Source organism: Halolamina pelagica, assembly GCF_900115675.1.
Lineage (GTDB): Archaea > Halobacteriota > Halobacteria > Halobacteriales > Haloferacaceae > Halolamina > Halolamina pelagica.
Genome location: NZ_FOXI01000003.1, coordinates 275259 through 300978, shown reverse-complemented (window position 1 = coordinate 300978; position 25720 = coordinate 275259). Strand labels below are relative to the sequence as shown.

29 protein-coding genes, 1 tRNA gene and 2 pseudogenes are annotated in these 25720 nt (G+C 62.9%); 18 read left to right on the top strand and 14 right to left on the bottom strand.

Going from position 1 to position 25720, the window contains the following annotated elements:
• Positions 1–2: 2 nt before the first annotated feature.
• The 4 genes from BMZ83_RS06220 to BMZ83_RS06205 all read right to left on the bottom strand — a co-directional run bounded on the left by BMZ83_RS06220 (position 3) and on the right by BMZ83_RS06205 (position 4033).
• The gene (locus BMZ83_RS06220) at positions 3–692 is read right to left on the bottom strand and encodes a peroxiredoxin (RefSeq protein ID WP_074876736.1); all 690 of its coding nucleotides are present in this window, start codon (positions 690–692) and stop codon (positions 3–5) included.
• Between the two features lie 117 nt (positions 693–809).
• Positions 810–1643, bottom strand: coding sequence for a DUF1641 domain-containing protein (locus BMZ83_RS06215; RefSeq protein WP_074876734.1), 834 nt, complete (start codon positions 1641–1643; stop codon positions 810–812).
• A 2-nt stretch (positions 1644–1645) separates the two neighbouring features.
• Complete coding sequence (locus BMZ83_RS06210; RefSeq protein ID WP_074876730.1) at positions 1646–2821, bottom strand: NAD(P)/FAD-dependent oxidoreductase; 1176 nt, start codon at positions 2819–2821, stop codon at positions 1646–1648.
• A 123-nt stretch (positions 2822–2944) separates the two neighbouring features.
• The gene (locus BMZ83_RS06205) at positions 2945–4033 is read right to left on the bottom strand and encodes a rhodanese-like domain-containing protein (protein ID WP_074876728.1); all 1089 of its coding nucleotides are present in this window, start codon (positions 4031–4033) and stop codon (positions 2945–2947) included.
• Between the two features lie 219 nt (positions 4034–4252).
• Between BMZ83_RS06205 and BMZ83_RS06200 the strand changes: the two genes are divergently transcribed.
• From BMZ83_RS06200 to BMZ83_RS06190, 3 genes are all read left to right on the top strand, one after another.
• Entirely contained in the window at positions 4253–5428 is a 1176-nt protein-coding gene (locus tag BMZ83_RS06200) for an MBL fold metallo-hydrolase (protein ID WP_074876726.1), read from the top strand.
• A gap of 545 nt (positions 5429–5973) precedes the next feature.
• Positions 5974–6330 carry an ArsR/SmtB family transcription factor gene (locus BMZ83_RS06195; protein ID WP_074876724.1) on the top strand — a complete coding sequence of 119 codons (357 nt, stop codon included), beginning with the start codon at positions 5974–5976 and terminating at the stop codon, positions 6328–6330.
• A gap of 170 nt (positions 6331–6500) precedes the next feature.
• Positions 6501–7220: a helix-turn-helix domain-containing protein gene (locus BMZ83_RS06190; protein WP_074876722.1), complete on the top strand. Its 720-nt coding sequence runs from the start codon at positions 6501–6503 to the stop codon at positions 7218–7220.
• 91 nt (positions 7221–7311) lie between these two features.
• On the opposite strand, the gene BMZ83_RS06185 is transcribed toward BMZ83_RS06190, so the two are convergent.
• Both BMZ83_RS06185 and BMZ83_RS06180 read right to left on the bottom strand, forming a co-directional pair.
• Positions 7312–7701 carry a hypothetical protein gene (locus BMZ83_RS06185; RefSeq protein ID WP_074876720.1) on the bottom strand — a complete coding sequence of 130 codons (390 nt, stop codon included), beginning with the start codon at positions 7699–7701 and terminating at the stop codon, positions 7312–7314.
• A gap of 632 nt (positions 7702–8333) precedes the next feature.
• A complete protein-coding gene (locus BMZ83_RS06180; RefSeq protein ID WP_074876718.1) occupies positions 8334–8990 on the bottom strand; it encodes a helix-turn-helix domain-containing protein in 657 nt (218 codons plus the stop codon).
• Positions 8991–9206: 216 nt separating this feature from the next.
• Here BMZ83_RS06180 and BMZ83_RS06175 point away from each other — a divergent pair, with 216 nt between their 5' ends.
• The 6 genes from BMZ83_RS06175 to BMZ83_RS06150 all read left to right on the top strand — a co-directional run bounded on the left by BMZ83_RS06175 (position 9207) and on the right by BMZ83_RS06150 (position 12212).
• Positions 9207–9386 (top strand): hypothetical protein, encoded by a 180-nt coding sequence (locus BMZ83_RS06175; protein ID WP_074876716.1) that lies wholly within the window; start codon positions 9207–9209, stop codon positions 9384–9386.
• Between the two features lie 88 nt (positions 9387–9474).
• Positions 9475–10527: a two-component system sensor histidine kinase NtrB gene (locus tag BMZ83_RS06170; RefSeq protein WP_074876714.1), complete on the top strand. Its 1053-nt coding sequence runs from the start codon at positions 9475–9477 to the stop codon at positions 10525–10527.
• Positions 10528–11049: 522 nt separating this feature from the next.
• Positions 11050–11370: a hypothetical protein gene (locus BMZ83_RS06165; RefSeq protein WP_074876712.1), complete on the top strand. Its 321-nt coding sequence runs from the start codon at positions 11050–11052 to the stop codon at positions 11368–11370.
• Positions 11334–11612 carry a hypothetical protein gene (locus BMZ83_RS06160; protein WP_074876710.1) on the top strand — a complete coding sequence of 93 codons (279 nt, stop codon included), beginning with the start codon at positions 11334–11336 and terminating at the stop codon, positions 11610–11612. Before BMZ83_RS06165 ends, BMZ83_RS06160 begins: the two co-directional genes overlap by 37 nt.
• Before the next feature lie 8 nt (positions 11613–11620).
• Positions 11621–11950 (top strand): hypothetical protein, encoded by a 330-nt coding sequence (locus BMZ83_RS06155; RefSeq protein WP_074876708.1) that lies wholly within the window; start codon positions 11621–11623, stop codon positions 11948–11950.
• Positions 11940–12212 (top strand): hypothetical protein, encoded by a 273-nt coding sequence (locus BMZ83_RS06150; RefSeq protein WP_074876706.1) that lies wholly within the window; start codon positions 11940–11942, stop codon positions 12210–12212. Before BMZ83_RS06155 ends, BMZ83_RS06150 begins: the two co-directional genes overlap by 11 nt.
• A 93-nt stretch (positions 12213–12305) precedes the next feature.
• On the opposite strand, the gene BMZ83_RS16250 is transcribed toward BMZ83_RS06150, so the two are convergent.
• A complete protein-coding gene (locus tag BMZ83_RS16250; protein WP_143076905.1) occupies positions 12306–13460 on the bottom strand; it encodes a hypothetical protein in 1155 nt (384 codons plus the stop codon).
• Between the two features lie 254 nt (positions 13461–13714).
• Between BMZ83_RS16250 and BMZ83_RS06140 the strand changes: the two genes are divergently transcribed.
• Together BMZ83_RS06140 and BMZ83_RS17195 are read left to right on the top strand one after the other, a co-directional pair.
• Entirely contained in the window at positions 13715–15250 is a 1536-nt protein-coding gene (locus tag BMZ83_RS06140) for a hypothetical protein (RefSeq protein WP_074876701.1), read from the top strand.
• A gap of 295 nt (positions 15251–15545) precedes the next feature.
• Positions 15546–15641 (top strand): annotated as a pseudogene (locus tag BMZ83_RS17195) (amphi-Trp domain-containing protein); the annotation flags it as partial.
• A gap of 374 nt (positions 15642–16015) precedes the next feature.
• Here the strand turns inward: BMZ83_RS17195 and BMZ83_RS06130 are convergent.
• Genes BMZ83_RS06130 through BMZ83_RS06120 form a run of 3 tightly spaced genes read right to left on the bottom strand, consistent with a single transcriptional unit; the run spans position 16016 to position 16945 of the window.
• Positions 16016–16291: a DUF7521 family protein gene (locus BMZ83_RS06130; protein ID WP_074876699.1), complete on the bottom strand. Its 276-nt coding sequence runs from the start codon at positions 16289–16291 to the stop codon at positions 16016–16018.
• Positions 16288–16587 carry a DUF7521 family protein gene (locus BMZ83_RS06125; protein WP_074876697.1) on the bottom strand — a complete coding sequence of 100 codons (300 nt, stop codon included), beginning with the start codon at positions 16585–16587 and terminating at the stop codon, positions 16288–16290. Before BMZ83_RS06125 ends, BMZ83_RS06130 begins: the two co-directional genes overlap by 4 nt.
• A gap of 7 nt (positions 16588–16594) precedes the next feature.
• Positions 16595–16945 (bottom strand): ArsR/SmtB family transcription factor, encoded by a 351-nt coding sequence (locus tag BMZ83_RS06120; protein ID WP_014052469.1) that lies wholly within the window; start codon positions 16943–16945, stop codon positions 16595–16597.
• 130 nt (positions 16946–17075) lie between these two features.
• On the opposite strand from BMZ83_RS06120, the gene BMZ83_RS06115 reads away from it, so the two are divergent.
• The 3 genes and pseudogenes from BMZ83_RS06115 to BMZ83_RS06105 all read left to right on the top strand — a co-directional run bounded on the left by BMZ83_RS06115 (position 17076) and on the right by BMZ83_RS06105 (position 19035).
• Positions 17076–17774: a cupredoxin domain-containing protein gene (locus BMZ83_RS06115; protein ID WP_074876695.1), complete on the top strand. Its 699-nt coding sequence runs from the start codon at positions 17076–17078 to the stop codon at positions 17772–17774.
• A 106-nt stretch (positions 17775–17880) separates the two neighbouring features.
• Positions 17881–18000, top strand: a pseudogene (locus BMZ83_RS06110) (amphi-Trp domain-containing protein); the annotation flags it as partial.
• Between the two features lie 474 nt (positions 18001–18474).
• Positions 18475–19035: a tyrosine-type recombinase/integrase gene (locus tag BMZ83_RS06105; RefSeq protein ID WP_079990119.1), complete on the top strand. Its 561-nt coding sequence runs from the start codon at positions 18475–18477 to the stop codon at positions 19033–19035.
• Between the two features lie 326 nt (positions 19036–19361).
• On the opposite strand, the gene BMZ83_RS06100 is transcribed toward BMZ83_RS06105, so the two are convergent.
• The 4 genes from BMZ83_RS06100 to BMZ83_RS06095 form a co-directional block, all read right to left on the bottom strand.
• Positions 19362–19967, bottom strand: coding sequence for a hypothetical protein (locus BMZ83_RS06100; protein WP_143076904.1), 606 nt, complete (start codon positions 19965–19967; stop codon positions 19362–19364).
• Between the two features lie 754 nt (positions 19968–20721).
• Positions 20722–20982 carry a hypothetical protein gene (locus BMZ83_RS16245; RefSeq protein WP_143076903.1) on the bottom strand — a complete coding sequence of 87 codons (261 nt, stop codon included), beginning with the start codon at positions 20980–20982 and terminating at the stop codon, positions 20722–20724.
• 75 nt (positions 20983–21057) lie between these two features.
• Positions 21058–21255 (bottom strand): hypothetical protein, encoded by a 198-nt coding sequence (locus BMZ83_RS16240; RefSeq protein ID WP_143076902.1) that lies wholly within the window; start codon positions 21253–21255, stop codon positions 21058–21060.
• Positions 21256–21513: 258 nt separating this feature from the next.
• A tRNA-Val gene (locus BMZ83_RS06095) sits at positions 21514–21588 on the bottom strand.
• Positions 21589–21762: 174 nt separating this feature from the next.
• On the opposite strand from BMZ83_RS06095, the gene trpD reads away from it, so the two are divergent.
• Genes trpD through trpG form a run of 4 tightly spaced genes read left to right on the top strand, consistent with a single transcriptional unit; the run spans position 21763 to position 25710 of the window.
• Positions 21763–22773 (top strand): anthranilate phosphoribosyltransferase, encoded by a 1011-nt coding sequence (trpD, locus tag BMZ83_RS06090; protein ID WP_074876691.1) that lies wholly within the window; start codon positions 21763–21765, stop codon positions 22771–22773.
• Complete coding sequence (locus tag BMZ83_RS06085) at positions 22773–23429, top strand: phosphoribosylanthranilate isomerase (protein ID WP_074876689.1); 657 nt, start codon at positions 22773–22775, stop codon at positions 23427–23429. The genes trpD and BMZ83_RS06085 overlap by 1 nt, the downstream gene beginning before the upstream one ends.
• Positions 23429–25069, top strand: coding sequence for an anthranilate synthase component I (gene trpE, locus BMZ83_RS06080; protein WP_074876687.1), 1641 nt, complete (start codon positions 23429–23431; stop codon positions 25067–25069). Before BMZ83_RS06085 ends, trpE begins: the two co-directional genes overlap by 1 nt.
• Positions 25066–25710: an anthranilate synthase component II gene (trpG, locus tag BMZ83_RS06075; protein ID WP_074876685.1), complete on the top strand. Its 645-nt coding sequence runs from the start codon at positions 25066–25068 to the stop codon at positions 25708–25710. Before trpE ends, trpG begins: the two co-directional genes overlap by 4 nt.
• Positions 25711–25720 lie beyond the last annotated feature (10 nt).

Genomic DNA, 25720 nt, shown 5'->3' with positions numbered 1-25720 from the left:
GCTTATTCCGACCGGGTCACGAACCACCAGTCGTACGCTTCCATTCCCTCCGTCGCCTCGGCCTCGGCCGTCCGTGCCTCTGCCTCGTCGACGGTCCCGGGCGGGGAGAGGAGAACGCGGTCACCGAAGGCCTCGTTCTCGGGCCAGTCGGCGGGGACGGCGACGCCTTCCTCCTGGTCACTCCGTTGGAGGGCACGCAGCGATCGAAGGATCTCGTCGATGTTCCGCCCGATCTCCATCGGGTACGTCAACACCAGTCTGACGGTCCCCGACGGATCGACCACGAAGACGCTCCGGACCGTCGCGGTGCCCGCGCCCGGGTGGATCATCCCGAGCGATCGGGCGACGGTACCCTGATCGTCGGCGATGATCGGGAAACTGATGTCGACCCCGAGGTTCTCGCCGATCCACTCGGTCCACTTGATGTGTGAGTGGACGCGGTCCACTGACAGGCCGAGCAGTTCGGCGTCGAGTTTCTCGAACTCCTCCCGGCGCTGTTCGAAGGCGACGAACTCGGAGGTACACACCGGCGTGAAGTCTCCCGGGTGGCTGAAGAGCACCAGCCACGACCCCTCGTAGTCGTCCGGGAGGGACACCTCGCCGCGGCTTGTCTCGACCGTGAGGTCGGGGAACTCGTCGCCGATTCCCGGTGCCGTGACGCCGTCGGCCGCCGTCTCCGATCGCTCGCTCATCACGGCTAGTCTTCGGGGCTGCCGGCGTTAAACGACGAGCCTACGAGCTGTTTTCTCGCTTCCGAAAGATGGTTTCCCGAAACGCGACACTGTTTTCGTAAACCGATGGGGCGTGGCTCAGTCCTCGCCGAGGTCGGCCCGCCCCAGAGCCCGCGCGGCCGCGACCAGCCGCCCCAGCGCGCGCCGTACGTCGGCGTCGAAGAGCGCCCGAACGAGCCCGAGGACGCCGACCGGTTCGGGGTCCTCTCGCGCGAACCCCTCGACGGTGGCGTCGAGGGCGGCGGTGACCTTCGGGTCGCCGAGCGTCTCCACGGTCGCAACCATGTTGCCGGCGTTCCGGCCGAGCTGGTACATGTCGACGTCTCGCTCGCCGTGCACGTCCGTAAACCCCGCGACGGCCATCCGGAACTCCCGGATCACGTCCCGGTTGTCCCGTGCGACCGCCTGCAACTCCGGTACGAGCTCGGTCGCGAGGTCGTGCGTCGCGTCGAGGAGGTCGAGCAGCTCCGCCAGCGTGTCGGCGTTGTCCCCGAGGCGCTCGAGGAGGATCAGCGTCGCCTCGTCCTCGAGCGATCCGCGGAGTCGCTCGACCGTCTCCCGGTTCTCCCGGACGGCCACGAGCAGTTCGGGAACGAGGTCGTCCGTGAGGTCCTTCGACACCGCGAGGACGTCGAGGAGTTCGACGAGCGTGTCGGTCTCGTCGCCGACTTTTCTGAGGAGCGTCAGCGTCTCCTCCCGCTCGAAGGCCACCCGGAGCTCGGCGAGGGGCTCCCGGTTCTCGTGGACGGCCTCACGGAGCTCTGGCGTGAGGTCGCCAGCGAGGTCCTCCGCCGTCAGCAGGAGCCGGAGCAGCTCGGCCAGTTCCGCGTCGTTCTCCTCGACGACGCGTGCGAGTTCGCTGTCGTCCTCGAGGGACACCGTCGTGTCGGCAGTGTGGTCATCGCTCGCCATTGTTAGGGGAGGGGGTCGTACCCGCGGAGCCACGCGTTCCAGTAGACGCTCGGGAGGACGTTGACGTCCAGTATCCAGTTCGCCCGGCTCTCGACCGGCGCCGAGATGCTGTCCTCGTAGTCGAACTCGGCGATCATCGCCTTCCCCTTCTTCGTCAGCAGGGGGCAGGCGGCGTAGCCGTGGTAGGCGGCGGTCATCCGACCGTCGTTCATGTGGGCGACGAGGTTGTCGACGACGACGTGGGCCTGCTTCCGGGCCGCGGCCGCGGTCTTCGCGTTCGGCGTGTCGCCGGCGTCACCGATCCCGAAGACGTCGGGGTACTCGGTGTGTTGCATCGTGTTCTCGTCGACGGTGACGTACTCGCCGCCGTGTTCGTCGTCGCCCTCGGTCAGCGGCGAGCCCTCGGTCAGCGCCGGCTGGCCGTACTGCGGCGGGACGGGCGCGTAGAAGTCGTACTCCTGGGTTTCACCCTCCTCCGAGTGGATCTCCTGGGCCTCGTAGTCGACCTCCTCGACGGTGAAGCCGCCGCGGAACTCGATGTCCCGGTCCGCCCAGATCTCCTCCAGTTTCTCGCGGTACGGGGAGACGCCGAAGACGGCGTCGCCGGGCTTGGTCATCACCACGTCGACGTCGTCGCGGATCCCCTGCCGCCGGAAGTAGTCCTCGGCGAGCATCGTCATCTTCAGCGGCGCGCCCCCGCACTTGAACGGCGTGTCCGGGACGGTGACGACGAACGTGCCGCCGTCGAACGCTGCCAGTTCCTCCCGCATCTCCATCGCCGCCTCGTAGTAGTAGAACGGGAAGACCGAGTCGGTTTCCTTCCACCCGTCCATCATCCCCGGCGTCGACTCGGCGGCGAGTCGGTTGCCCAGGCCGGCGATCAGGTAGTCGTAGGAGAGGCTCTCCTCCGCCAGGTCGACGGTCTTCGCGTCGGGATCGACGCCGGTTACCTCGTCCTCGATGAACTCGACGCCCGGGCGCATGATCTCCCGGACGTCACGGAACTGGTCTTCCGGTTCCATGTACCCGAACGGCAACAGGTAGAACGACGGTTGATACGCGTGTTCCGTACTCTTGTCGACGACGGTGATCCGTGTGTCGTCGTCGAGGCGGCGATCGAGCATGTTCGCGCTCATCGCGCCCCCGACTCCCGCACCGAGCACCACTATGTGATCCATACCGGCTCCAGATACACCGTAAGAACGTCTGTCTCCTTCGGAAAAGACAATATCTCGCGATCCGGCGGTCGATCCGGTGGATAGCCACAAAAACTTCCGGGAGCCGCCCGTCCGCGACCGGGCTCAGTTCCGGTCCTGCTCGGGGGACTCGACGGGAGCGTCGACCAGGTTCCCCCACTCGCTCCAGGAGCCGTCGTAGTTCCGGACGTGCGGGTAGCCGAGGAGTTCCGAGAGCGCGAACCACACGAGTGCGGACCGTTCGCCGACGTTACAGTAGAGGATGATCTCCTCGTCCCCGTCGACGCCGGCCTCGACGAAGGGGTGTTCGAGCGCCTCCCGGTGCTCGAACCGACCGCTCTCCTGGACGACGCTCGTCCACTCGACGTTGACCGTCCGCGGGATGTGTCCGGACGCTCGAGCGGGGACGCTCGTCTCCCCACGGTACTCCTCGGGCGACCGGACGTCGACGAGCGTGACGTCCGTCGAGAGCGCGTCCTGGACGTCGTCACGGTACGCCCGGATCTGATCGTTCGGGGGCTGGACGTCGTACTCGACGGGGGTGACCTCCGGCTCCCGCCCGGTCGTCCGGTAGTCGTTCGCCGTCCAGTACTGCTTCCCGCCGTCGAGGAGGCGAACGTCGCGGTGCCGGTAGTGTTTCAGCACCCAGTAGACGAACGCGGCGAACTCGTTGACCCCGTCGCTATAGAGGACGACCGTGCTGTCGCCCGCGATGCCCCGCTCGCCGAGGATCGAGGCGAGGCGTTCCCCGTCGGGAACGGTTCGGCCACCGGCGTCGCTGAAGTCTCGTTGCGGGTCGAGTTCCACCGCACCCGGGATGTGACCTTCGTCGTACGTCCCCGACACTTCGACGAGGCGAAACTCGGGGTCGTCGTCCTCGAACGCCGACAGCATGTCCCGGACGGCGTCCGGGCTTACGAGTAGCCGTTCGGGGTATCCCGTCCGGTCGTCGCCCATCGACCGGGTCCGGATGCTGTAACAGGTCTGTCGGCCGTCGTGAATGGCGGGCGCACTCTCGACTAGCCCCGCCTCCTGGAGTTTCTCCAACCCGTACCGGGCCGTCCGCGACCCCAATAGGGTCCTTTCAGTGATCCCCTTCAGGGTCATCGACCCCTCCCGAGTCAACTCCTTGTAGATGAACTTGGAGCTGGGCGGCAGGTCCTCGAGCACGTCCTCGGCATCGGAGAATTTCATTTGATGAACAATATTGCGCCACGGAGTAATAAAGACGTTGTTGAACTGGTGACTGCGCACTACGCACGCGGATAAAGGTGATTGTGGTGTCTCGGGGCGGCTCACGACACGAGAGTAGCGGAGATATTTTCGGTGGTGACGGAGCCCGATCGTGCTTGTGACACATTATCCTCACCGCTCGAACGGTTATACGTGTGCTTATCGTGCAATACACCGACGATGGTCGAGACAATCACGGCAGAACAGTTGCGCGACATGATCGACGCGGACGAGGAGTTCGTCCTCTTCGACACACGATCGCCCGACAGTTTCGAGGACTGGCATATCGCCGAGGCGCGAAACGTGGAGTACTCCGGCGACGACGACGAACTCGTCGGCGACTTCGACCCCGACGTAATCGGCGACGACGACACCGTCGTGACGATCTGTGCCACGGGGAGTTCCGCCGGCAAGTTCGCCGCGTACCTCGAAGAGGAGGGCTACGCGGACGAGGCCAAATCCGTCGAGGGCGGCATGGAAGCGTGGAGCATGGTGTACGACGAGGTGCCCATCGCCACCGAGAACGACGACCTCGTCGTCGTCCAGCTCCAGCGGCGGTCGAAGGGCTGTCTCGGCTACCTCGTCGGCTCGAAGCGGGCCGGCGAGGCCGCGCTCGTCGACGTGACCCGTGCGACCGACGAGTTCCTCGACGCCGCCGCGAAGCGGGGGCTGGAAGTCACCAAGATCCTCGACACCCACATTCACGCGGACCACATCTCGGGCGGCCGGCGTCTCGCCGACCGACTGGGCGTGCCGTACCACCTCGGCGCACCCGCCGAGACGCGGGAGCCCGAGTTCGAGTTCGACCCCATCGAGCCGAACGACACCGTCGAACTCGGCGACGTGGAGATCAAGGCGGTCCACACGCCCGGACACACGACGGGCATGACCTCCTACCTCGTCGACGACGAGGCCCTGCTCACGGGCGACACCCTGTTCGTCGAGTCCATCGGCCGCACCGAGCTCCAGTTCGCCGACGCGGACGCTCGAGACGGCGCCCGCATCCAGTACGAGACACTCCACCGGACGATCATGACCGAGCCGAACGACGTGAAGATCCTGCCCGGCCACTTCTCGGTCACGGACGACGGCGAGTACGTCGACGTGACGCCGGGCCAGCCGATGTTCTCCACGGTCGGCTACCTCTGGGAGAACAACGAGATCCTTCGGCTACCCGAGGACGAGTTCGTCGAGCACATGTTCGAGAACCTCCCCTCGAAGCCGCCGAACTACGAACAGGTCATCGCGACCAACGCCGGCGAGTACGAACCCGCCGACGCCGACGAGGAGACCGAACTCGAACTCGGCCCGAACCGCTGTGCGGCTACCGCTGAGAGCACCGTCGCCGACGACTAACTCCCGTTTCCCGATTACGCGGGTTCCCGAACGCGTCCATCGGTTTTCGAGAACGTTTCTGCCGACATCTCCGCGCGTTCAGCGGCTCGGTCAGGTCCGGGATCCGGACGAGTCGAGCCTCGATGGTCACTCGACTACCTCGGATGGTCGGTACGTCGACGATCTGACAGCGTGCTCAGTCCGGATCCCGGTCGCCGACCGTCCGACACGGCACGAATCGAGTCGGAACCAGTCCCTCATCTCGACGGAGGCGGTCCCCGTCTCGAAGCCCGACAGTCACACCGACCGGGTCGCCGGGGCCATCAGCGGCACGGAATCCGCGTCGACCCGGCCTCGCGCCGGGTGGTTTCGCTTGGTCCGTGACAAGGCCCGACAGCACAGGAACGCCGGCGCAATGAAGTTGTCCTACGACAACCCGGCCGATTAGTTCACGGGTGCCCTAACTCCAGGGGTGAGACGGCTTCTGAACCGGGACGGGGGTATCGACGGAACAGCGTACCGGAACCGCACGAGGGGAGGGTCGACGTACGTCAACTCGCCGAATCATGAGTAGCCGTGACGTCGAATCCGACGAGTCGTATCCCGTCGATAGACTCCTCGACGCGCTCAGCGACGAAACCAGCCGAAGGATCCTGTCCACGCTCACGGAGCCGACAGCCGCCGCTGAGTTGGCCGACGATTGCGACATCCCGAGCTCGACGGTGTACCGGAAGCTCGACGTACTCACCCGTGCAGAACTGATCGAAGAACGAGTCATCCTCAAGCCGGGATACGGACGGTGCAGCGTCTACGAGCGAAACATCGAGCGCGTGGCGATCGCCGTCGAGGACGGGGGTTTCTCGGTTGCCGTCGACCGACCGTCGGACGAGTGCGACGGGGGACAGGTAGCGATGGATGACTGACAGCGCTCCCACAGTGACGTCCCGATGAGGGTACGGGCGGAATCCGGGCCCTCCGGGTCGGCAGCCAGTTGTCGGGGGCGGAACGGTGATACCGGCCGAAAGCGTACTCGGGCACCACGGGAACCGAACCGTCGGTGATCCGACCTCGACGGCGACACTCGACCGACGACATGTACGAGTTCAGTTTCACGCTCAGGTACGAACCCGGCTGTCGTGAGTACTCGGACCTCTTCATCGAGCACGGATCGCTCCGATCGGAAACCCTCTATGCGTGTCTCGATCCCTCGGAGATGTGGGCGCTGGAGCTACTGACCGGAGATCCCGAGGTGCTGGCCGCGATCGACGACCGGCTGCTCGACGACTCGATCGAGCGATACTCGATCACGGATCGGCGTTGTGACGGGGACCGACGGACGAGCCTGCTGGAGGAAAAGCGGCGACAGCGAACGACGTTCACCTATCTCTCCGACGTGACACGCTGTGACGCGGTCCCGCTTATTGCGGCGACTTTCTTCTCGGCGGGGGCGCTGTTCAGACAGACCCGGAGCGGCCGGAGCGCGACGTGGGACATCCTCGTCCAGGACGACGAGAACGTTGGCCTCCTCTACGACGCGGTAGGCGGGCGGCTCACGGACTGCGCCACGTTCTCGTTCAACCACTTGCGGGAGGTCGATCAGTGGGAGAGCCGCCTCCTCCACCCGAACGAGATCCGTGCCGAACAGCAGGAGGTTCTCAGGGCAGCGGTGGACCGTGGCTACTTCGAGACGCCACGCGAGGTCACCCTCGACGAACTCGCCACCGACCTCGACCTCCCCCGGTCGACGGTCTCGTACCGGCTTCGCCGCGCAACCGCTGAACTCGCGAAATCCTTCGTCGACCGCGACAGGTAATCCGCCCCTGCGTTCGCTGTTCCCCTAAGCGCCGTTTCGGCGGGGTGGCTGACCGGGAAGTGGCGGAAGTCCGGACAGCAGAACGGACGGACTAATCAGTGTTCGGCGACCGGGGAAGGGAGACGGTGCCACGATAGCCATGTTTCAAGCACTCGTCGATGAACCCCGTCAATTGGCTGGCAGCCCCCGGTTCCAGGTCCACGAACGCGCCTTCCGATCCGTTCCACGGCATGTTCAGGAGCACTGCGTCGTCGCGCACTTGGAGTGTCGCGTACCGCTCGCCGATCTCGTCGGAAAGCCCGCTCGGGCCGAGTCCCGTTTTGACGCCCCCGTAAATCTTCTCCGTCTGCTGCCGGGCACTCCGTCTGTCGAGGTCGTCACGCAGGTACACGATCTCCCAGGATTCCTCGTCGTAGACGGCGACTGTACGGAGGTAGCTTCCAGCACGCCGTTCGAGATACGACACCAGTTGCTCAGTCATGAACCCAGGGTGACCGCGAAGCGTGTCTTAACGTGAAATATACTCCCTGCGAGCGTGCCGTAATCGCCTTCGTTATGCGGGAGGGCTACCCGCCCGCTCCCGATGCTTTCAGTGTCACCCAGGGCCCGATCCGGGAGACCGTACTCCTGAAAAGTAATCACGAGATTGTTATCGTTATGCTAACAGATGGGGAGTGGGGATGGTCAGTAAGGAAGTTTATACGACGACAGCATCACCAGTCGTAAACCGGATCTCCCGTGCTTTTGTGGGGGCTTTCCAGCCCGCCCCCAGCACGCTCGTACCACGGACCGATTTGCGAACCGATCTTGAACGTTGGTACCGGCGATTCGAACCGTGCTCCGCCGGTTTGCGCGTCCGTAGCGAACGTGTCCCAGCCGTGGGCGTTGACGATGGTCCGAACGACGGAACACGGACGGGAATGCACCACCACTTCGGCGATTGCTCGGTCGGAACCGCCACGTAAGCCGATACTCCCTGGTCGAACACCTCCGTTTCACGGGTAATCAGGGGGGCCTCCTAACAAGTTAGTTATAGGATGTGTAGATAGCTACTCGTCGACGGTTTCGCGGGGGATCGTTCTCTCACCATCCGTCCGGCAGAGGACGTCGGCGTCAGTCCTCCTTCTCGTCGATCAACAGCGTGTTCAGTACCAGGGTGGAGATCCCGCGCCGGAGGCGTTCGGTTACGGCCTGATCCGAGATGTCGAACGTACTTGCGAGCTCCTGAGTCGAGATCTGGCGCGGGAGCGAATAGTAGCCGGTCTCCACGGCGTAGGTGAGCGTTTCACGCTGGGGGCCCGTCAATCCGTACCAGGGGCCGGCATCGGGTTTCGTGAGATTGTAGATGCGCTCGATGGACACTTCGATGTCCTCCTCGAGATAGTAGTCCTGGAACGTCGAGAGCGCCGCGTGTGTCGGGAACCTGAGTTCGAGCCCCCACGTGTCGGCAGTTGCGGTTGCGCCCAGCAGCGCCGCGTCAAGATCAAGAATCCGTCGTAACAGCGAGCTATCGGACGGCTCCCAATTCAGTGCGTACAACGATTCGTCGTCGTGTGTATTGACGAGGTTGATCTCGTTCACCGACGGGTGTTCGCGGACGGAGCGCTCGAACGTCTCCCGTGCGTCGTTCCGGATCCGAACGAACGGTGTGGGCTTCCCGCCCAGCGGCACCATCGTTTCGAGTGTGAGTTGGGTCGCTCCTTTGACCCGGAGGATCCGTCCTAGCTCGAACGCCGCAGATGGAATAGTTAGCTCGACGATGACACTCATTAGATAGTCGTTTGTTCTGTCGCACCTCCGTTAAAGACTTGGTAGAGCCTGTCTTCCCGGCTATTTCTGGACATGGTGTGCCATGCTTTTCGGTAGTGTTTCCCGTGCGGGGGCGTACTCTATCGTGTGGAGGCACACGACTGCGGCCTCCACTGTTTGTGTGACGGATCACACAGTCCCAGTAGCGTCGTTCCGCAGTCGAGTGTGGCTCCCACCATGACAATCGACTTCACTTCCGACGGCGAGATGTCGAGTACAGAAGACTTCGAGGAGGCGCTCAGCCGGGTGCTTCTCTCCGCTCTCGAAAACGACATCGACCCGCGAGGTACGTGGGAGTATCGTACCGACGGGACGGCGTCGGATATGGAGATCATGGTTGTCGAGCTGGCGGATTGACGCTCGGATACCCGCACCGGCGGGGCTAGTTTCAACCCCCTGGTAGACCATCCCGAAAGGGTTCTAGAACGGGGGCGGATATCCGCGTATGACGGACACTCTCGGTTCTTCAGGTTCGCCGAACGATCGGTCCGGATCGGGAGGAACTGTCGCTCGTCAGCTCATTGAAAACGCTTCTACCCACGCGATCTTCATGCTCGATCCCGGCGGAAATATCGTCACGTGGCCTGCCCCGGCGAAAGCGCTCTACGGACACGAGGCGGAGGAGGTCCTCGACCAGCACGTGGGAGTGTTGTTCGCCGACGAGGAGGGTGGGGAGTCCGACTCGCTCTCCGAGGAGTTCTTCGAAGGGCCGAAGGCGGAGACGATGGAGTTCGAACACTGGCACCGACGGGCGGACGAATCCGTCTTTTGGGGAACGCTGACGTTGTCGCCCCTGTGGAACGAGCCGGGTCACGGATACGCGGCGATCAGTCGGGACACGACGACGACGAAGGAGTACGAGCGGATGCTGGAACGACAGAACGACCGCCTCAAGGAGTTCACCGACATCCTCGCGCACGACCTCCGAAACCCGTTGAACGTTATCGAGGGGAACCTGGCTCTGTACCAGGAGACCGGCGACGGGGAGCATCTCGAGACGATCAGCGAGACGACCGACAGGATGGCACGGCTCGTCGAGGATCTGCTCCGTGTGGCACGACAGGGCAACGTCGTCAGCGACCCGGAGCCGACTGACATCGGGAACGTCATCGAAACGGCCTGGCAGAGCCTCCCCACCGACTCCCGCGCGACCCTCGACTACGAGACCGTCGGAGCGGTAAGCAGTGATCCCGACAGGCTCCGTGAGTTGTTCGAGAACCTCTTCCGAAACGCCGTGGAGCACGGGGGGGACGACGTGGGAGTTCGTGTCGGCCCGCTCGAAACCGGGTTCTATGTCGAGGACGACGGACCGGGGATCACCAGCGAACACAGAGGGGAGGTCTTCGATCACGGGTTCACCACGAGGGAGGACGGTCACGGGTACGGGCTCTCGGTCGTCCGGACCATCGTCAACGCCCACGGCTGGGACATCGTCGCTACGGACGCGCAAACCGGCGGTGCACGGTTCGAAATCACCGGTATCGACTTCCTCAGTTGATTCTCGACGATTGTTAGCAAGGGGGACGCGACGAGTGCGCGTTCGGACGAGCCGATTCCGAAGGAGTGGGAGGGGCGGGTTTCGATCACGTCTACACCGTTTCCGGTTCACTCGTGGCTGGCGGGAGCGGACCAGACGAGCGAGTTATTTTCTCTACCTCTTGAATCTCCTTGCCTACCAAGCAACACCTACTGGTACCTACACTTATTATACTCTCTTGACTTCCAGCACACTTGTCAGAGGCGGTTGGAAGTCCATCCCTCTCCCCCCTCGTTTTTGGCAGTGGTGTTCATCCTCGCCGCCGTCGCTGGGGCGGGCGTCTTCTTCATGACGCAGGCCGAAATGGACGTCTCCGCTTCCAGTGCGCCGCTCCTTTCCGCCATTCTCGAGTGGGCAACGTAAGGCTGGGGCTACGTTTTCGCCGCGCTCGTGTTCGGTCGTGGGTCCATCTGGGGGATCAGGAAGGCTCGAATTGCGAGGGCTGCTCGCGAGACTGGCCATGACCCACAGACGGTCGGACAGATGGCCGACGAGATCCGTACGACCGACGGCACCAACCGGGCGATCATCTTCGGCGACGACGACACCGAGACCGCCCGGGAGCGGATCCGGGAGGCGTTCAACGGGAACGACGATCGGATCTCCTTCGGCGGCGACGATCGTGGCGACGCGGACGTCGACGACGTCGAGGCCGGCAACGGATCAGGGGCGATGAACCTCCCCGCCCCGACGGACGGCGACCCGGAGTCAGAGGCTGACGACGACGCAGACGACGCCAGCAACGCCGAGCGGTTCAAGCTCTGGCGGTGGATCTCGCGACCGGACTCCGGACGGACGACGTGATCTGGAAGCTGTTGGTGCCGACGGCGATCGTGTTCGTCCTCGAGCTCATCCTCGTTCGGTTCTGGGTGCAGTGGTGGCTTTACCCGTCGCTGCTGGCCGGTGCGCTGCTGGTCGGCGTCGGCGTCTATCGCGGTGACCAGTGGCTCCGCCAGCGGCGCCTACGGAGTCTCCGGCAGGATCGCGGCGGCGAGACGTGGGAGGAGATCGCGGTGTTGGTGAAGACCGTCGACGCCGGGGAATGACCTGCCATATGGGCTTTCTCGCCGGTCGCACCTACGCGTCGACGGACCGCGAAGAACTGATCGACACGCTCGCGACCCGGGCGCTCGAACGCGCCTACGGTTACCACCCCTCACCAGCGATCGAGGAACACTACGCCTGGTGCCTCGACCGCTACATCCAGAACTTCGCCGGCTGGCGGGAGAACATGGAGAAGCCGCAGGTGATGGACCAGCTCGTGAACGAAGTGCTCGACTCCGAGGACGGGATGCTCCCGAAGGAGGTCCTGGCCCAGCGCGTCGTCGAGCACGATCGACGGCATGTCTGGATGAGGGCTCCGGTACGTGGGGATGGGCTATGACCCGGACCTCGTCGCCGAGTGCTACGACGAGCTCGTGCCGAACACGCTCGTCGAACACGAGTTCACCATCAGCGCGCCCGACGCGGAGCGCGAGGTGACGGCCGTCCGCGCCCGGACGGAGACGCTGCCGCCGGACGTGGCGAAACTCCGGGCCAGCTTCTCCGATCGCTTCCCGATCCGGCAGATACCCGACCGCTACGACCTCCCGGCCGTCGAGCCGGACGAATCGGCTCGCGGGTTCCGACGTCCGAATAACGAATAGTAATCGCCGGACAAAATCAAAGTCGCGTGACGCGTAGATTCGTTCTCATTTCTCCCTTTAGGACAACTCAATCACGGAAATCCGCAGGTGGGTCTACGTAGAAATATCCTGCTCAAGGAGGGAGAACTGCCCATCCCGAAGGTCAACGAATACGAAGTTTCCTAGGTCGGTCGACCCATTCGGTACTTCATTGATCCCAAGCAGCACGTTACCGTTTTGGGAAAAGGAGGCGTACAACGAATCCCCTGCAGAGAGGGACTGACCGAGAGTGGCACTGCCGAATTGGTTCGAAGAGAGGTTGACGGTGGTATCACTCGGCACTTCGCCATTCACTAATTCCATCCTGACAGCCTTGTTATCGTCAGTAACACCGACGTTGAATTGGGCGCCGTTCTCCTGAGCGGTCGTAGCCCACGACGGTTCCTCAACAGTCGACTCACCTACCTTTCCAGTAGTGACCGTTGCCCGCTGTTGCACAGTCCGATCATCCCGTTCGATGGTAATATCATAGGTAAGGTCGTTGAGGTAGCCGGCTTCTGTCACAGAGATCGTTGCATCAAACGCAGACACTTTGTCTCCGGGAAGCAACCGTAGCAGATTCTCTTCGCTCTCAACTCCAGATGCTTCGTATACGACTGCCTCGACAGGAGCATCCTCCGCGATTGATTTTGCTTCGCTCCACTGGCCCCCTGCGAGAAGTTGTTCGACGTCTGGAAGACGAAGAATCTGTTGTGGGCTAGGTGCGTGGTTGTCGATTCGATATCGTTGTTCGAATCCGGTGTCCATCTCAACATACCCGACACCTTTGTTAGCCGGCGACCAGAGTCGTTCTGTCAGGTTACTTCCTTCCTCAACCCGGAGAATCCCGCTAGAGCTGTACGTGTTAGTGAACACGACGGATGAGGTGTAATCGTCGCGATCGGTAGCTTGTTCAATAGAGACAGTAGCGGAACCTCCATTGATTATCGACGAACGGTGAGTACTGAAAAGCTGTGTCGGGGTAATCCCGTCCTGACTGGCGCCATCAGGGTATGGGAAATTCTCAACCGTCGTTGGCTCTTCCGTAGGAGTCTCGGTTTCTGTTTCCGTTTCAGTCGGGGTAGGAGTGTCCGTCTCAGTAGCTGTGTCCGTTGCTGTCTCTGTAGGTGTGTTCGTTCCCCCACTACCGGAGCAACCTGCAAGAATAGTACTTGTAGTGATAGCACTACCTAAGAATAGCCGTCTCGACATGTCGGTCTTCTCTGTCATGCAAGGTGGCCGACAGTCTCCTGATATAAATAATCACTAAACTCTCCTCAGATATCCGCAGACTCGCTACGAATCAACATCCATTGATGTATTCGACTAGTCAGTAATCAAATATAATAAGATATCATATATTACTCCAGAAACCTCCGATGAATCCCCAATTACACTTAGCAAAACGAAAGCTGGGCCACGAGCCGCAGGCTGATTGAGAATCGCGATTCGAACAACTCGGAGATCGAAGTCAACGAAAATCCATGAGCAACAGCTACGACGCCATTCAGACCCGCGATCGAACCGATACAGCGACCGCTGCCGAGAACCTACTGAAGGAGCGCGTCGAACACCAGCTCTACCAGGAGAACCTCGAGATCGAGGCCGAGGTCCGGTCGCTCGTCAGCGACGCCGAGGCCGCGCTGGTCGGTCAGAGTGACGACGATCCAGAGAAGCTGCTCTCGCGGGCCCACTGGATGCTCTGGCTCGATCCCGATCGAACGGACGTCCTTCGGGGCGACGAGCTCCCGAACTGGGCGGCCAGCCAGTTCACGCGTATTCACCGCCTCCGCACCCGCGGGCGCCGTCCCGATCCAGAGGACGAGTACCCGGTCCTGCTCGAAGTCGCGAAGGCACAGGGCTACATCTCGGCGGCGACGGACAAGACCGACTACGCGCCGATCACGCTCGAGCACATCGACAAGAAGGGGTTCAGTTCGCTGGTCGACGAGGACGAAGTGCTCCCGATCGGCCGGAAGCGGATGCGGAAGGACTCCACCGCGAGCATCGAGTACATGAGCGCAGCCATCCCGCACGAAGCCTGCGACCACATCCTCACGACGGCGTCGCCGCGGCAGGGAAAGGACTCGACGAACGCCCGCATTTGTGGCAACCTCAAAGACCAGCACGGCTACAAGTGGGTGAGCATCCTCGACGACGGCCGCAACGAGCTCCCGATGATCGCGATCCCCAACGACGAGGACGCGATCCGACGGAGCCTCGAACGGTTGAGCCAGGAGCCGAAGGCCTACGACACGCGGGTGTACGTCCCCGCGATACCGGGCGTGCCCGATCGGCTGCCATCGAACTTCCGGTCGTTCACGATCGGCGTCGACACGCTCACGCCGGAGATCATCCTTCGACTGGCAGGGAAGACACCCGCCAACGGCTCGACCGAGCGCCGGATCAACCGCGTGCTCGAGGCCGCTCAATCGGGGACCGGAACGGTCGATCAGCTCGTCGAGGAGCTCCAGGAGATGGCCGGCGAGATGGAGGCGACGGTCACGATGGAGAAACCCGACGACGACAGCCTCCGGGACATTAGCTACCGGATCGAGGAAGACGAGACTCTCCAGCGAGCGGCCAACACGCTGGCCCAGTACGCCGGCGACGGCCTGATCGAGGACGTGGGTGCCGACACGAACATCGACATGGCGGAGGTGCTGAAAGCGCAGGATCGGGTGGCTGCGCTCAACTGCAACTTCCTCGACGACGGCCACGGCGCGCTGCATTACGTGATCATGGACCTCTGGATGCAGCTCATCTGGCAGGCCGCCGACGAACACAAGAACGTCCTCTCGAACGAGGACGAGGGCATCAAGACGCTGAAAGAGAGCATCAACATCGACGACGTGGGGCGTGACGGGAAGAGTGGCGCCGAGGTCATCAAGGGCTTCGATCCTGGCCAAGGGCTGATCCACACGCCGAGTTGGAAGCGCTGGCCCGTGGAGTTCGGCGGCGCCCGCTGCGGGCTCTCCGACACGGACCGCGGCTGGCTCGATCGCTACGGGGGTCTATAGTGCGCGCGTAGTTGGCGGGGTCGCATCTCAGTGTCAGTCCTGATCCTAATGAAAGGCCAGAATCTCGCCAGTAGAGTGGGGTATCGTCCCTGTTTGTCGGTGTCGATGGTGGGAAAAGACGCCGAGGAGTGGGTTCGAGTCGATGAGCTGTATCGAGATCGTCAGCGCCAGCATCATCACGATCATCCTGGCCGCGCCATCCTCGAGGAGCTATGCGTGAGTAACTGAGAGTAGAAAGTCGGCCAGCGGTAAGTGCAGGGATTCACTTATCGGTGGAGGAAGCGTATTGTTCAGTATGCCTGAAGAAGTCCTGTTCAAATCAGAGAGTAACCAGACCCGAGAAGAAATCGCATCGTATCTCCGAAGCGTCGCTGATAAGCTTGAACAAGGTGGAGCAGCGGGAAAAGCCGATAGTCGAATTCGGGCGTTTCAGAGGATCTAATGCGGTTCGAATTACAAAATCTTCTTCCCGCAGTTTCTCTTTCGTTCCCGGATCGGTGAACGAGAGTATAGACGCGTCGGTGCCACGAACACTAATTCAAACGGAACCGTTCGACGAGTAGGGCATCCTCGATAATTTCGTCCACAAGGCAGTGTACTGCTGGAATTTGATACTCGATCGATGCCTCTCGATGACGGCGTTCAGTAGCCCAGTAGAGAACACGAATCGCGTCCTTCATTCGAAAGCTGTAGTTAGTACGTTGGAATCATTCGTCGTGCGTCGGCATCAACGGTACCTGCCCATCGTAACCGCCGCTTGTCTAGTTAATCGAGGAACGATCGAAGAAGGATACCGAGTCCGAAGACGAGAGCCACGGATTCGGCAACGTGAACTTGGGTGAGCGTCAGTTCGGTGAACTGGTAGAGAAATCCTTCGATGAGGACGCCGACTGTGATGAATCCGAATCCGAGCGTGGCGTCGCGGAGGTATCGGGTCTGTTGCTGCCGGTAGGCCCGGAAACTGATTGCGGTGGTCGCGAGACCGACGCCAAGGAGCAGGACGCGAACAGCGATCAATGCAAGTTCCCAGTGGCCAGTCATGGAGACTCCCCTTCGTTCGCTTGTTGTGGCAGTTGACCGTACAGCGAGTACAGAATGATGAGCATCCCGAATGCGACGATAGCAGTCTGGATAGTTCCAGAGAGGAATATCGACAAGCCCAACACATCGAACAGGACACCCTCAATGACAGATCCGATACTGATGAACAGGAACCCGATAGCGACGTACAGCATCGGCTCGCTGCCGTACGTTCGATACCCCTTGTAGGCCTTGTACGTTATCAGCAGCCCTAATCCGACCGTGATGAGTTTCGCGATGACGAGTTCGATGTGCATGGTTGAATCAACTCTCCCGGATGTCGCTCCAGATGCGTGAGAACCGCTGAGCGGCGTCCTCACGCACGTGAATGCTGACGTCTATGGTTCCATCGTCGATATCTACGTCGAGATGGTCGATGTTCGCCTCGTAGACGCTGTGGTGGCTCCCATCTGCTTCGATCCGTGTCCCTTCAACGAGCAAGTCGTTGGCAATCATGTCCTCAACTCGGCGATAAATGGTCGATAGAGCAACATCGCACTCCGTGCTGAGTTCCTTCGCTGACCTGGATTTATCACTCGTCGCGGCCAGAATCTGCCGGACTCGTTCTTTACCGAGAAGCTCTAACAGTTCGTCAGAGCGGTCGTTTTTGGACACGGCGGTTCCTCGCAATAGATGATGATTACTCCAATCTACTTAAAGAGGGGACCGTTTTGCGTCCCGTGCAAAACAGCAATCCACCCATTCTCCCTGCCCCCCTATCCTGAATTAGAAGGTGACTGATGACATGACAAACGACTCCCTGCACACACGGCGACGCCTGCTCAGCATAACTGGAACCGTGGCAGCCGTTGGGCTGGCTGGCTGCTCGGCCAGCCAGGCGGACACTGAAGAGGAGCCCACGGCGACGGAGGCACACTCTGAGACGGATAGCCACGACGAAACGGAGGGGGGCCACAGCGAGACGGATGGGCACGATGAAACGGAGGGCGGACACAACGACGAAGAAGCGGGTCACGGTGATGACAGCCACCATGAGGAGGAGATCGGTGAGCCGACGGAAACGGCACAGGTGGACATGATCACGAAGGACGGGACGTACCACTTCACCCCGCACGTGGCGCGAGTCAAGGTCGGCGGGACGGTGACCTTCCACAACGAAAGTGGGAGCCACTCTGCAACGGCCTACCACCCAGACAACGATCAACCGCAGCTCGTCCCCGACGGCGCCGCCTCCTGGGACAGCAGCATCCTCTCTGAGGAAGGCGCGACGTTCGAACACACCTTCGAAACTGAAGGGGTCTACCACTACTACTGTACGCCCCACGAAACCGTCGGGATGATCGGAAGCATCATCGTCGGTGAACCGGAAGCCCACGGGCAACCAGCGCTTGAGGAGCCGCCACAGGACATGCCCGACAGCGTCCGCGAGAAGATTACGGAACTCAACGAGATGTGTAACAGCGCGCTCGGCCACGGGCACTAATCCAAGGACGGCACCATTTTTCGAGACCGCGGGAATGGTTAAGTAGTTTATATTCCCCCGTTTCCCTGATATGAGTGGCCACGGGAACGAAACTCAAACTGAAGCGTTTGAGGTCAAAGCCGAGCGCGAAGGACCATCGGAAGGGCCCGGTGAATTGAGTATCGAGTTCGAACTCGAATGGGGCGAGAACGAGGATAAGGGAAACGGCGGGAGCGGCCAGTTAAAATCGAGTGATAAATTCGCAGATCCACTTAGCAGGAGATTCGAGACAGGTTGCCCGAAAACTATACCGTGTGAATAGTTCTATGACACTCTCAACTGACTCGTTAGAAGCCTCGATTACGACGCTTGTAGAAGACGGTGAGACCGAGTACACAGAGGCCAATTCCCCACCAAAGGTCATCCCCGGGCAGTAGTGTAAGGATAATTGTCACAATACCTGATGACAGAAGCGACCATCCAAGCGTTGTCTGGGATGACATAGTGGTCATAGCGGGGGAAAGCGGTTAAATCACATGGGGTTTTGAGACGTACGCAATCCCACTTAGCGGCTGTTTCATTCTCTTGTAGGCTGGGAAAAGTGGGGGTTTCTCATCGCAACCGGCTTCCGGGAAGAATCGGAAGTTCAACGCTCGATCAGCTCCGATGACACCCCAAAACCGGGTCAATTTCGACCGTTCTCGGCGGAGATTCTTCCGGGATGTCGGCAAAGGGGAAGCTATCCAGGATGACCGAAGAGTACAAGGACCAGAACGGCCGCCGGGTCTGGCTGAGTCGTGACGAGGTCGATGCGCTGCTCGAGGTCGTCGACGACCCACTGCGGAAGGTCGCGTTTCGACTTGCCGCCGAGTGTGGGCTCCGGAGGCACGAAATCGTCGCAGTCACACCCGATCACGTCGTCGACGGTGGTGAGGCGGGACAAATGCTTGTCGTCCCCGAGGGGAAAGGCGAGAAGTATCGTGAGGTTCCCATACCTGATTCGCTCGCAGATCTCGTCGACGCCGCAGCGAGTTTCGGTGGCGTCGACGCCGGCGAGGTCCTCGTCGACCGTTCGACGCGAGCGCTTCGGAACTGGATCGAGGCAGCTCGAGGAAAGTTGGTCGATGGAACTGGCGAGGATCGTTGGCGGTATCTGACGTTCCACGGTCTCCGGCGGACATGGGCCGGGCAGCTGGCCAACGCCGATGTCGACGAGACGATCGCACTTCGATGGGGCGGGTGGAACGATCTCGATACGTTTTCCGAACCATTACCGCGGTGAAGCGACTGAGAGGGCGCAGGCACGGGAACGCAGGAAGGTCGATTGGCTGTAGACGAGTCGGCAGCGACGGAACTGATCTCCTTCTCACGCCGCTTGTGCTCCTCTTCGTCGAACGCTCCAATGGACATTGGAAACGCCCCTGTATGGGAATAACCGCTGAACGAATACGTGAGTGTCAGCGAGAAAAGGGTACGAACGTGGGAAAATATCTAAGCCATCGTAGGCTGTGCTACGTTCGCTGGCTTCCCAAACCGGCAATCGACTTCCGCTCTCGAATCGGCACGGACGGCTCACGTCTGTCACGGAGAACGCGTCACCGCTCGCGCCTATTCGGCGGCGTCGGTGCCTTCGAGTCGGCGACCGAGGGCCGTCAAAAGGTCGTCCGGTCGACTGCTCGCGGGAAGCGACTTCGTCTCCCCGTCGACGAGTTCCATCCGGAGCGTTCCGTCCCCCTCCGTGACGGACCTGACGTCTTCGTACGGAATCCGCTCCGTCTGGTCCCCCACCGTCCAGGTCCTGCTGAGCAGGTTCATCGAACCGTCGTGGTGGACTGTCAGCGCCGACTCACCGAGGGTCACGACGGCGAGGTCGTAGCGCTTCGAACAGTCGAAGCCGACCACGGAGTCGGAACCGACCGCTAGCGGGTGTATAGTGGACGTATCGTCCAGGTCGAGTTCATCCGCCACGGCGCGACGGACGCTCCTGATTCCGTCGGCGAACGCATCCCCACTGTGTCGGTTCACGGCCCGCACCCCGGCGACAGCTATTCCCAGACCGGCGACCAGCACGCCGATTCCCAGTACAGTCCGGTCGGCCGCGAATAGGAAATTGCCGCCTAACATTACCACGAGAATGGCGGCCCAGGGCCACTGCCAGCCAACGGACCACACCCGTGTAACTGTCCCGACGTCGATCGTTCCCTCCTCAGACACGGGTTGTGCCTCCGGAACCACGCCACTCGTCGTCCACTGTCACGCGAGTCGGTTCGTCAGGAGTGTCCTTCCGTCTCGCTTTCGAACCGTGCTCGCTCGTAGTTACGTCCGGCCAACGGCTCGTCCGGAATCCGCGGGGACGGCATGGACTGGGGACTCGGCCGCATCGAGTGCTCGCTGACGCCTGATGCGTTCGGCCGCCTCCACGATCGTCTCGAGCGCGAAATTCGACCGGCACGAGCGATTCTTCCGCCGACAACGTCTCGGGCGGGTTACGGAATCGAATTCCATTGGACCTGCCGGGGAAGTCTTGGTCGCTGGTCGCCTCACCACGCTCGGGTTCTGTCATCGAACGGATCACGCTACGCGTTGGAGCGATAAAACATCATTGCATCAAATGCACAATACTCCTGTTGGTCACCCGTTCCCCAGGAAACGGATAGACGGAATTGCGTCCCGGGTCGCCCGGACAACTGGGTTCGAGAGCCGGCTGTCCGGTGGGCCATTCTCGAACGCGCTCGCCCGTATCCACGCGCGTCGGGTTCGGCCGTGTGGGTACATCGCCGCAGGCTCCGACCTCGAAACCCGGGTGTAGGTCGACTACTCCCAGCCAAATCCCGGCAAACTCGCGAGCCGGGTTACCAACTAATACTGAAACCCGGTCGGCTGGTGTACTAACTGCCGGCCTCATCGAGTCATGGCACCGAAAGACCTCATCCCGCCGCCGATACAGACACCTTAGAGTTAGTCGGAACTACGGAAAAGACCGAACCCGCTCAAAGATGCGCAGCCCGAAATGTGCTGAGACAAGAGGCAGCGTCGTCAGTACGATGAGTGCGTAGACGAACGTCAATACCTCGCTAAGGGGGACACCTTCAGGGGAAACACCGTCAAGCACTCCGAACCCGAAGCCAAGTCCTGATAGAAGGGCAAGCAATACCGAATATCGAAGGTTGAAGACCAGCCTTCCGGTGCTATTGTACCTCTGGTAGACCTCTTGTGGGCCGTCGTACATATTGACAGCCGCAATCCGGCTCGCTGATTCGTATGTGAGATAGCCGGCTACAACAGACATGAGAAGTAATACGACTCAACCGGCCATGTACCGACTCGTCCAGATTTCTTGCTGGAAGTTCGGGTTAAGGCTGGTGATGAACCCACCGGCGGTGATGTATATTCCAATAAGAACCATGTCAAGTCTGAGTAGCCGGAAGGCGCTGTCAGCCACAAACTCGGCGTTTTCACTAATCTGCTCAAGACTTGAAGATGAGGTTTCCTCGGAAGGCACTATTCGTCACCAGACTGTCAATCAACAAGTAACTACTGCCGAAGCGCCGTTGGGAACAATACTCTCGTCAATATCGGAGGGGCCGAAATCCGCCCAAAGTATGGCACTCACCAGTAGTTTCTACTTGTAGCCGAATCGTGGCACGGCGACGTCATCGGACAAGACCGTGACCCGAACGTCTGAACTGAAACCGGGCTTCTCGGGAAAACCCACGGACGGCGATACGACCGTCTACTTGGGCTAGAAACGTTGAGGAAGTGGGTTGGGGCGGATTTGAACCGCCGGCCTCCTCCATGTCAAGGAGGTGTCATAACCGGACTAGACTACCAACCCGACGGGGCTTACCTCGCAACCAAAGATACCCCGCGGCCTTAGTTGAACCTTTCGAAAGTCGGCTCCGGCGGGGGATTGAGCGCCGCTTCCGTGTGTCGCCGTCTCGCGACAGCCTTAAGTCGATGAACAAATTTGTACACTATACACCCAATCCGTACATTCGGATCCTCACCCATGCAGGAACTCATCCGACGCGTGACAGACGGCGAGGACCTGAGCGTCGACGAGGCCCGCGAGGCCGCGACGCTGGTCTTCGAGGAGGCGACGGAGGCACAGATCGGCGCGCTGCTGTCCGCGCTCCGGGCCAAAGGCGAGACGGAGGCCGAGATCGCCGGCTTCGCCCAGGGGATGCGCGACGCCGCGCGCACGATCGACCCCGACGGCGCGCCGCTCGTCGACACCTGCGGCACCGGCGGCGACGACTACAGCACGATCAACGTCTCGACGACCAGCGCCATCGTCGCCGCCGGCGCGGGCGTCGCCGTCGCCAAGCACGGCAACTACTCGGTCTCCTCCTCCTCGGGGAGCGCCGACGTGCTCGAAGTTGCGGGCGCCGACGTGGAGGCCGAACCGCCGGCCGTCGAGGCCGCGATCGAGCGCGACGACATCGGCTTCATGCTCGCGCCCGTGTTCCACCCCGCGATGAAGGCCGTCATCGGCCCGCGGAAGGAGCTCGGGATGCGGACGATCTTCAACGTGCTCGGGCCGCTGACCAACCCCGCGGGCGCCGACGCGCAGGTGCTCGGCGTCTACAGCGAGGAGCTGGTCCCGCTGATCGCGAACGCGCTGACCCACATGCCCGTCGACCACGCGCTGGTCGTCCACGGCGACGGGATGGACGAGATTGCGCTCCACGGGCCCACCACGGTCGCGGAGGTCGAGGGGGAGGAGGTCACCGAGTACACGATCACCCCCGAGGATCTCGGGCTCGACAGCGCGCCCGTCGACGCCATCGCCGGCGGCACGCCCGAGGAGAACGCCGCGGACCTCCGCGGGGTCGTCACCGGCGACGTGACCGGCCCCAAACGCGACGTGATCCTCGCCAACGCCGGCGCCGCCATCTACGTCGCCGGGCTCGCCGACGACCTCCGCGACGGGGTCGAGCGGGCCGCACAGGCCATCGACGGCGGCGACGCCGCCGCGAAGTTCGACGCGCTCTGTGGGGAGCGGGTCGAGGCCGAGTGATGGTCCGGACGAAGCTCTGTGGGCTGGGAACCGAGGCGGACGTTCACGCCGCGGTCGACGCCGGCGCCGACGCGCTGGGGTTCATCACGGACGTTGGCGTCGACACCCCCAGAGAGGTGTCCCCCGACCGCGCCCGCGAACTGGCCACGAGCGTACCGCCGTTCGTCACGACCGTCGCCGTCACCATCCCCGAGAGCGTCGACGATGCCGTCGACGTGGCTGCCCGCGTCGACACGGACGCGCTCCAGGTCCACGGCGATTTCGCCCCCGACGAGGTCCGAGCGATCCGCGAGCGTGCGGGGGTCGACGTGATCGTCGCCCTCGGCGCCGACGAACCCGAGCGCGCCCGCGACCTCGACGGCGTCGCCGACGCACTCCTCGTCGACTCGCTGACCGAGGAGGGCGCCGGCGGCACGGGCGAGACCCACGACTGGGCCGCGACCCGCGAACTTCGCCACGAACTCTCGACGCCGCTGGTGCTCGCCGGGGGACTGACCCCCGGGAACGTCCACGAGGCCGTCGGGACGGTCGAGCCCTTCGCCGTCGACGTGGCCAGCGGCGTCGAGCGCGCCGACGAACCGGGGCGGAAGGACCACGACGCCCTGCGCGCGTTCGTCCGGGAGGCCACCCGGACGGCCCACACGGGGACTGCCTGATGCCGGCGTTCGACCACTCCCGGAGCGAGTTCGAGGGACTCCTCGCCGACGCCGACGGACCCGCAGTCGCGCGGCTCACGGCGACGCTCGACGTGGACACCGAGCCCCTGTCGGCCTACGCCGCGCTCTCCGAGCGGAGCGACCACACGTTCCTGCTCGAGAGCGCCGAGAAAGTGGCTTCCAGCGACCCCGCGGGCGCGTTCGCCCCCGCGGACGGCCACAGCGATCCGGCTGCCGGCGACGGCGAGGCCGACCGCCACGCGCGCTTCTCCTTCGTCGGCTACGACCCCGAGGCGTTGGTCTCGGTCTACCCCGAACGAACCGAAGTCGAAAGGTTCGGCCCCGCGGCGCGCTTCCTCGACGACATCGACGCCGAAGCGGGCGAGGAGGTGGGCGCCTGCGGCACGGAACTCGACGACCCGGACACGCTCGACCGCCTGCGACTCGCGCTCCCGGGGGTCGAGCGCGTCGGCTTCGAAGCGGGCGACCGCCAGCGCCTCGACGGTGGCCTCGTCGGTTTCCTCGCCTACGACGCCGTCTACGACCTCCACCTCGCCGAAGTGGGTGTCGAGCGGCCCGACCCGGTCGTCCCGGACGCGCAGTTCGTGCTCACGACCCGGACGCTCGCGTTCGACGACCGCGAGGGGACCGTGGAACTGGTGGTCACTCCGATCGTCGCCGAAGCAGACGACGCCGGTGCGGTCTACGACCGACTGGTCGCCGAAGCCGAGTCCGTTACCGCCGACCTCGCGGCCGCGACGCCGCCGGAGACGGGCGGGTTCGATCGCGAGCGCGAGAGTGCGGGCGCCCGCGAGGACTACGAGGGGGCCGTCGCCGAGATGCAGGAGCACGTCCTCGACGGCGACGTGTACCAGGGCGTCGTCTCCCGCAGCCACGAGATCGAGGGCGATCTCGACGCGCTGGGGCTCTACGAGTCGCTGCGCGAGGTGAACCCCTCGCCGTACATGTACCTGCTCTCCTTCGGCGACCGCTCGGTCGTCGGCGCCAGTCCCGAGACGCTGGTCTCGGTCACGGGCGAACGCGTCGTCTCGAACCCCATCGCGGGCACCTGCGCCCGCGGCGCCAGCCCCGTCGAGGACCGCCGCCTCGCGGGCGAACTGCTGGCCGACGACAAGGAGCGCGCCGAGCACACGATGCTGGTCGACCTCGCCAGGAACGACGTGCGCCAAGTCTCCCGGCAGGGCAGCGTGCGCGTCGAGGAGTTCATGAACGTGCTCAAGTACAGCCACGTCCAGCACATCGAGTCGACCGTCACCGGGCGGCTCGCGCCTGATTTCGACGGCTTCGACGCCACGCGGGCGGCGTTCCCCGCCGGGACGCTCACGGGCGCACCGAAAGTCCGGGCGATGGAGCTCCTCGACGAGCTCGAAGTCGAGCCGCGCGGCGTCTACGGCGGCGGCGTCGGCTACTTCTCGTGGACCGGCGACGCCGACACGGCGATCGTGATTCGGACCGCGACCGTCGAACACGGCGACGGCGACGAGCCGGACGCGGTTCGGGTCCGCGCTGGCGCGGGCGTCGTCGCCGACAGCGACCCCGAAAGCGAGTACGAGGAGACCGAACAGAAGGTCCGCGGCGTGCTGGACGCGCTGGAGCGGATCGAGGGAGGTGACGTATGAGCACCCCGAGTACCGACGAGGCCGAGGCGCCGACGGTCCTGTTCGTCGACAACTTCGACTCGTTCACGTACAACCTCGTGGAGTACGTCGGCGAGGGTGCGCCCGGCGCGAACGTGGAGGTCCTGCGAAACACGGCCTCGATCGACGACGTGCGGGAGATCGGCCCCGACGCCGTCGTCATCAGCCCCGGCCCGGGCCACCCGGAGAACGAGCGCGACGTGGGGCTGACGATGGACGTGCTCCGCGAGGTCAGCCCCGAGGTTCCAACGCTCGGGGTCTGCCTCGGCCTCGAAGCCGCCGTCTACGAGTACGGCGGCGAAGTGGGCCACGCCCCGCGACCGATCCACGGGAAGGCGTTCCCGGTCGAACACGACGGCGAGGGCGTCTACGCCGGCCTCGAACAGGGGTTCCAGGCCGGACGGTACCACTCGCTGGTCGCCACCGAGGTCCCCGACGAGTTCGAGGTGACGGCGACGACCGTCGACGTCCCCGAGAACGGCGACGACGAGGCGGCAGAACTGGTGATGGGCGTCCGCCACCGCGAGCACCCCATCGAGTGCGTGCAGTTCCACCCCGAGTCGGTGCTGACCGCGGTGGGTCACGACGTGATCGGCAACTTCCTCGACGGCGCGCTGGAGTGACGACGGCGGG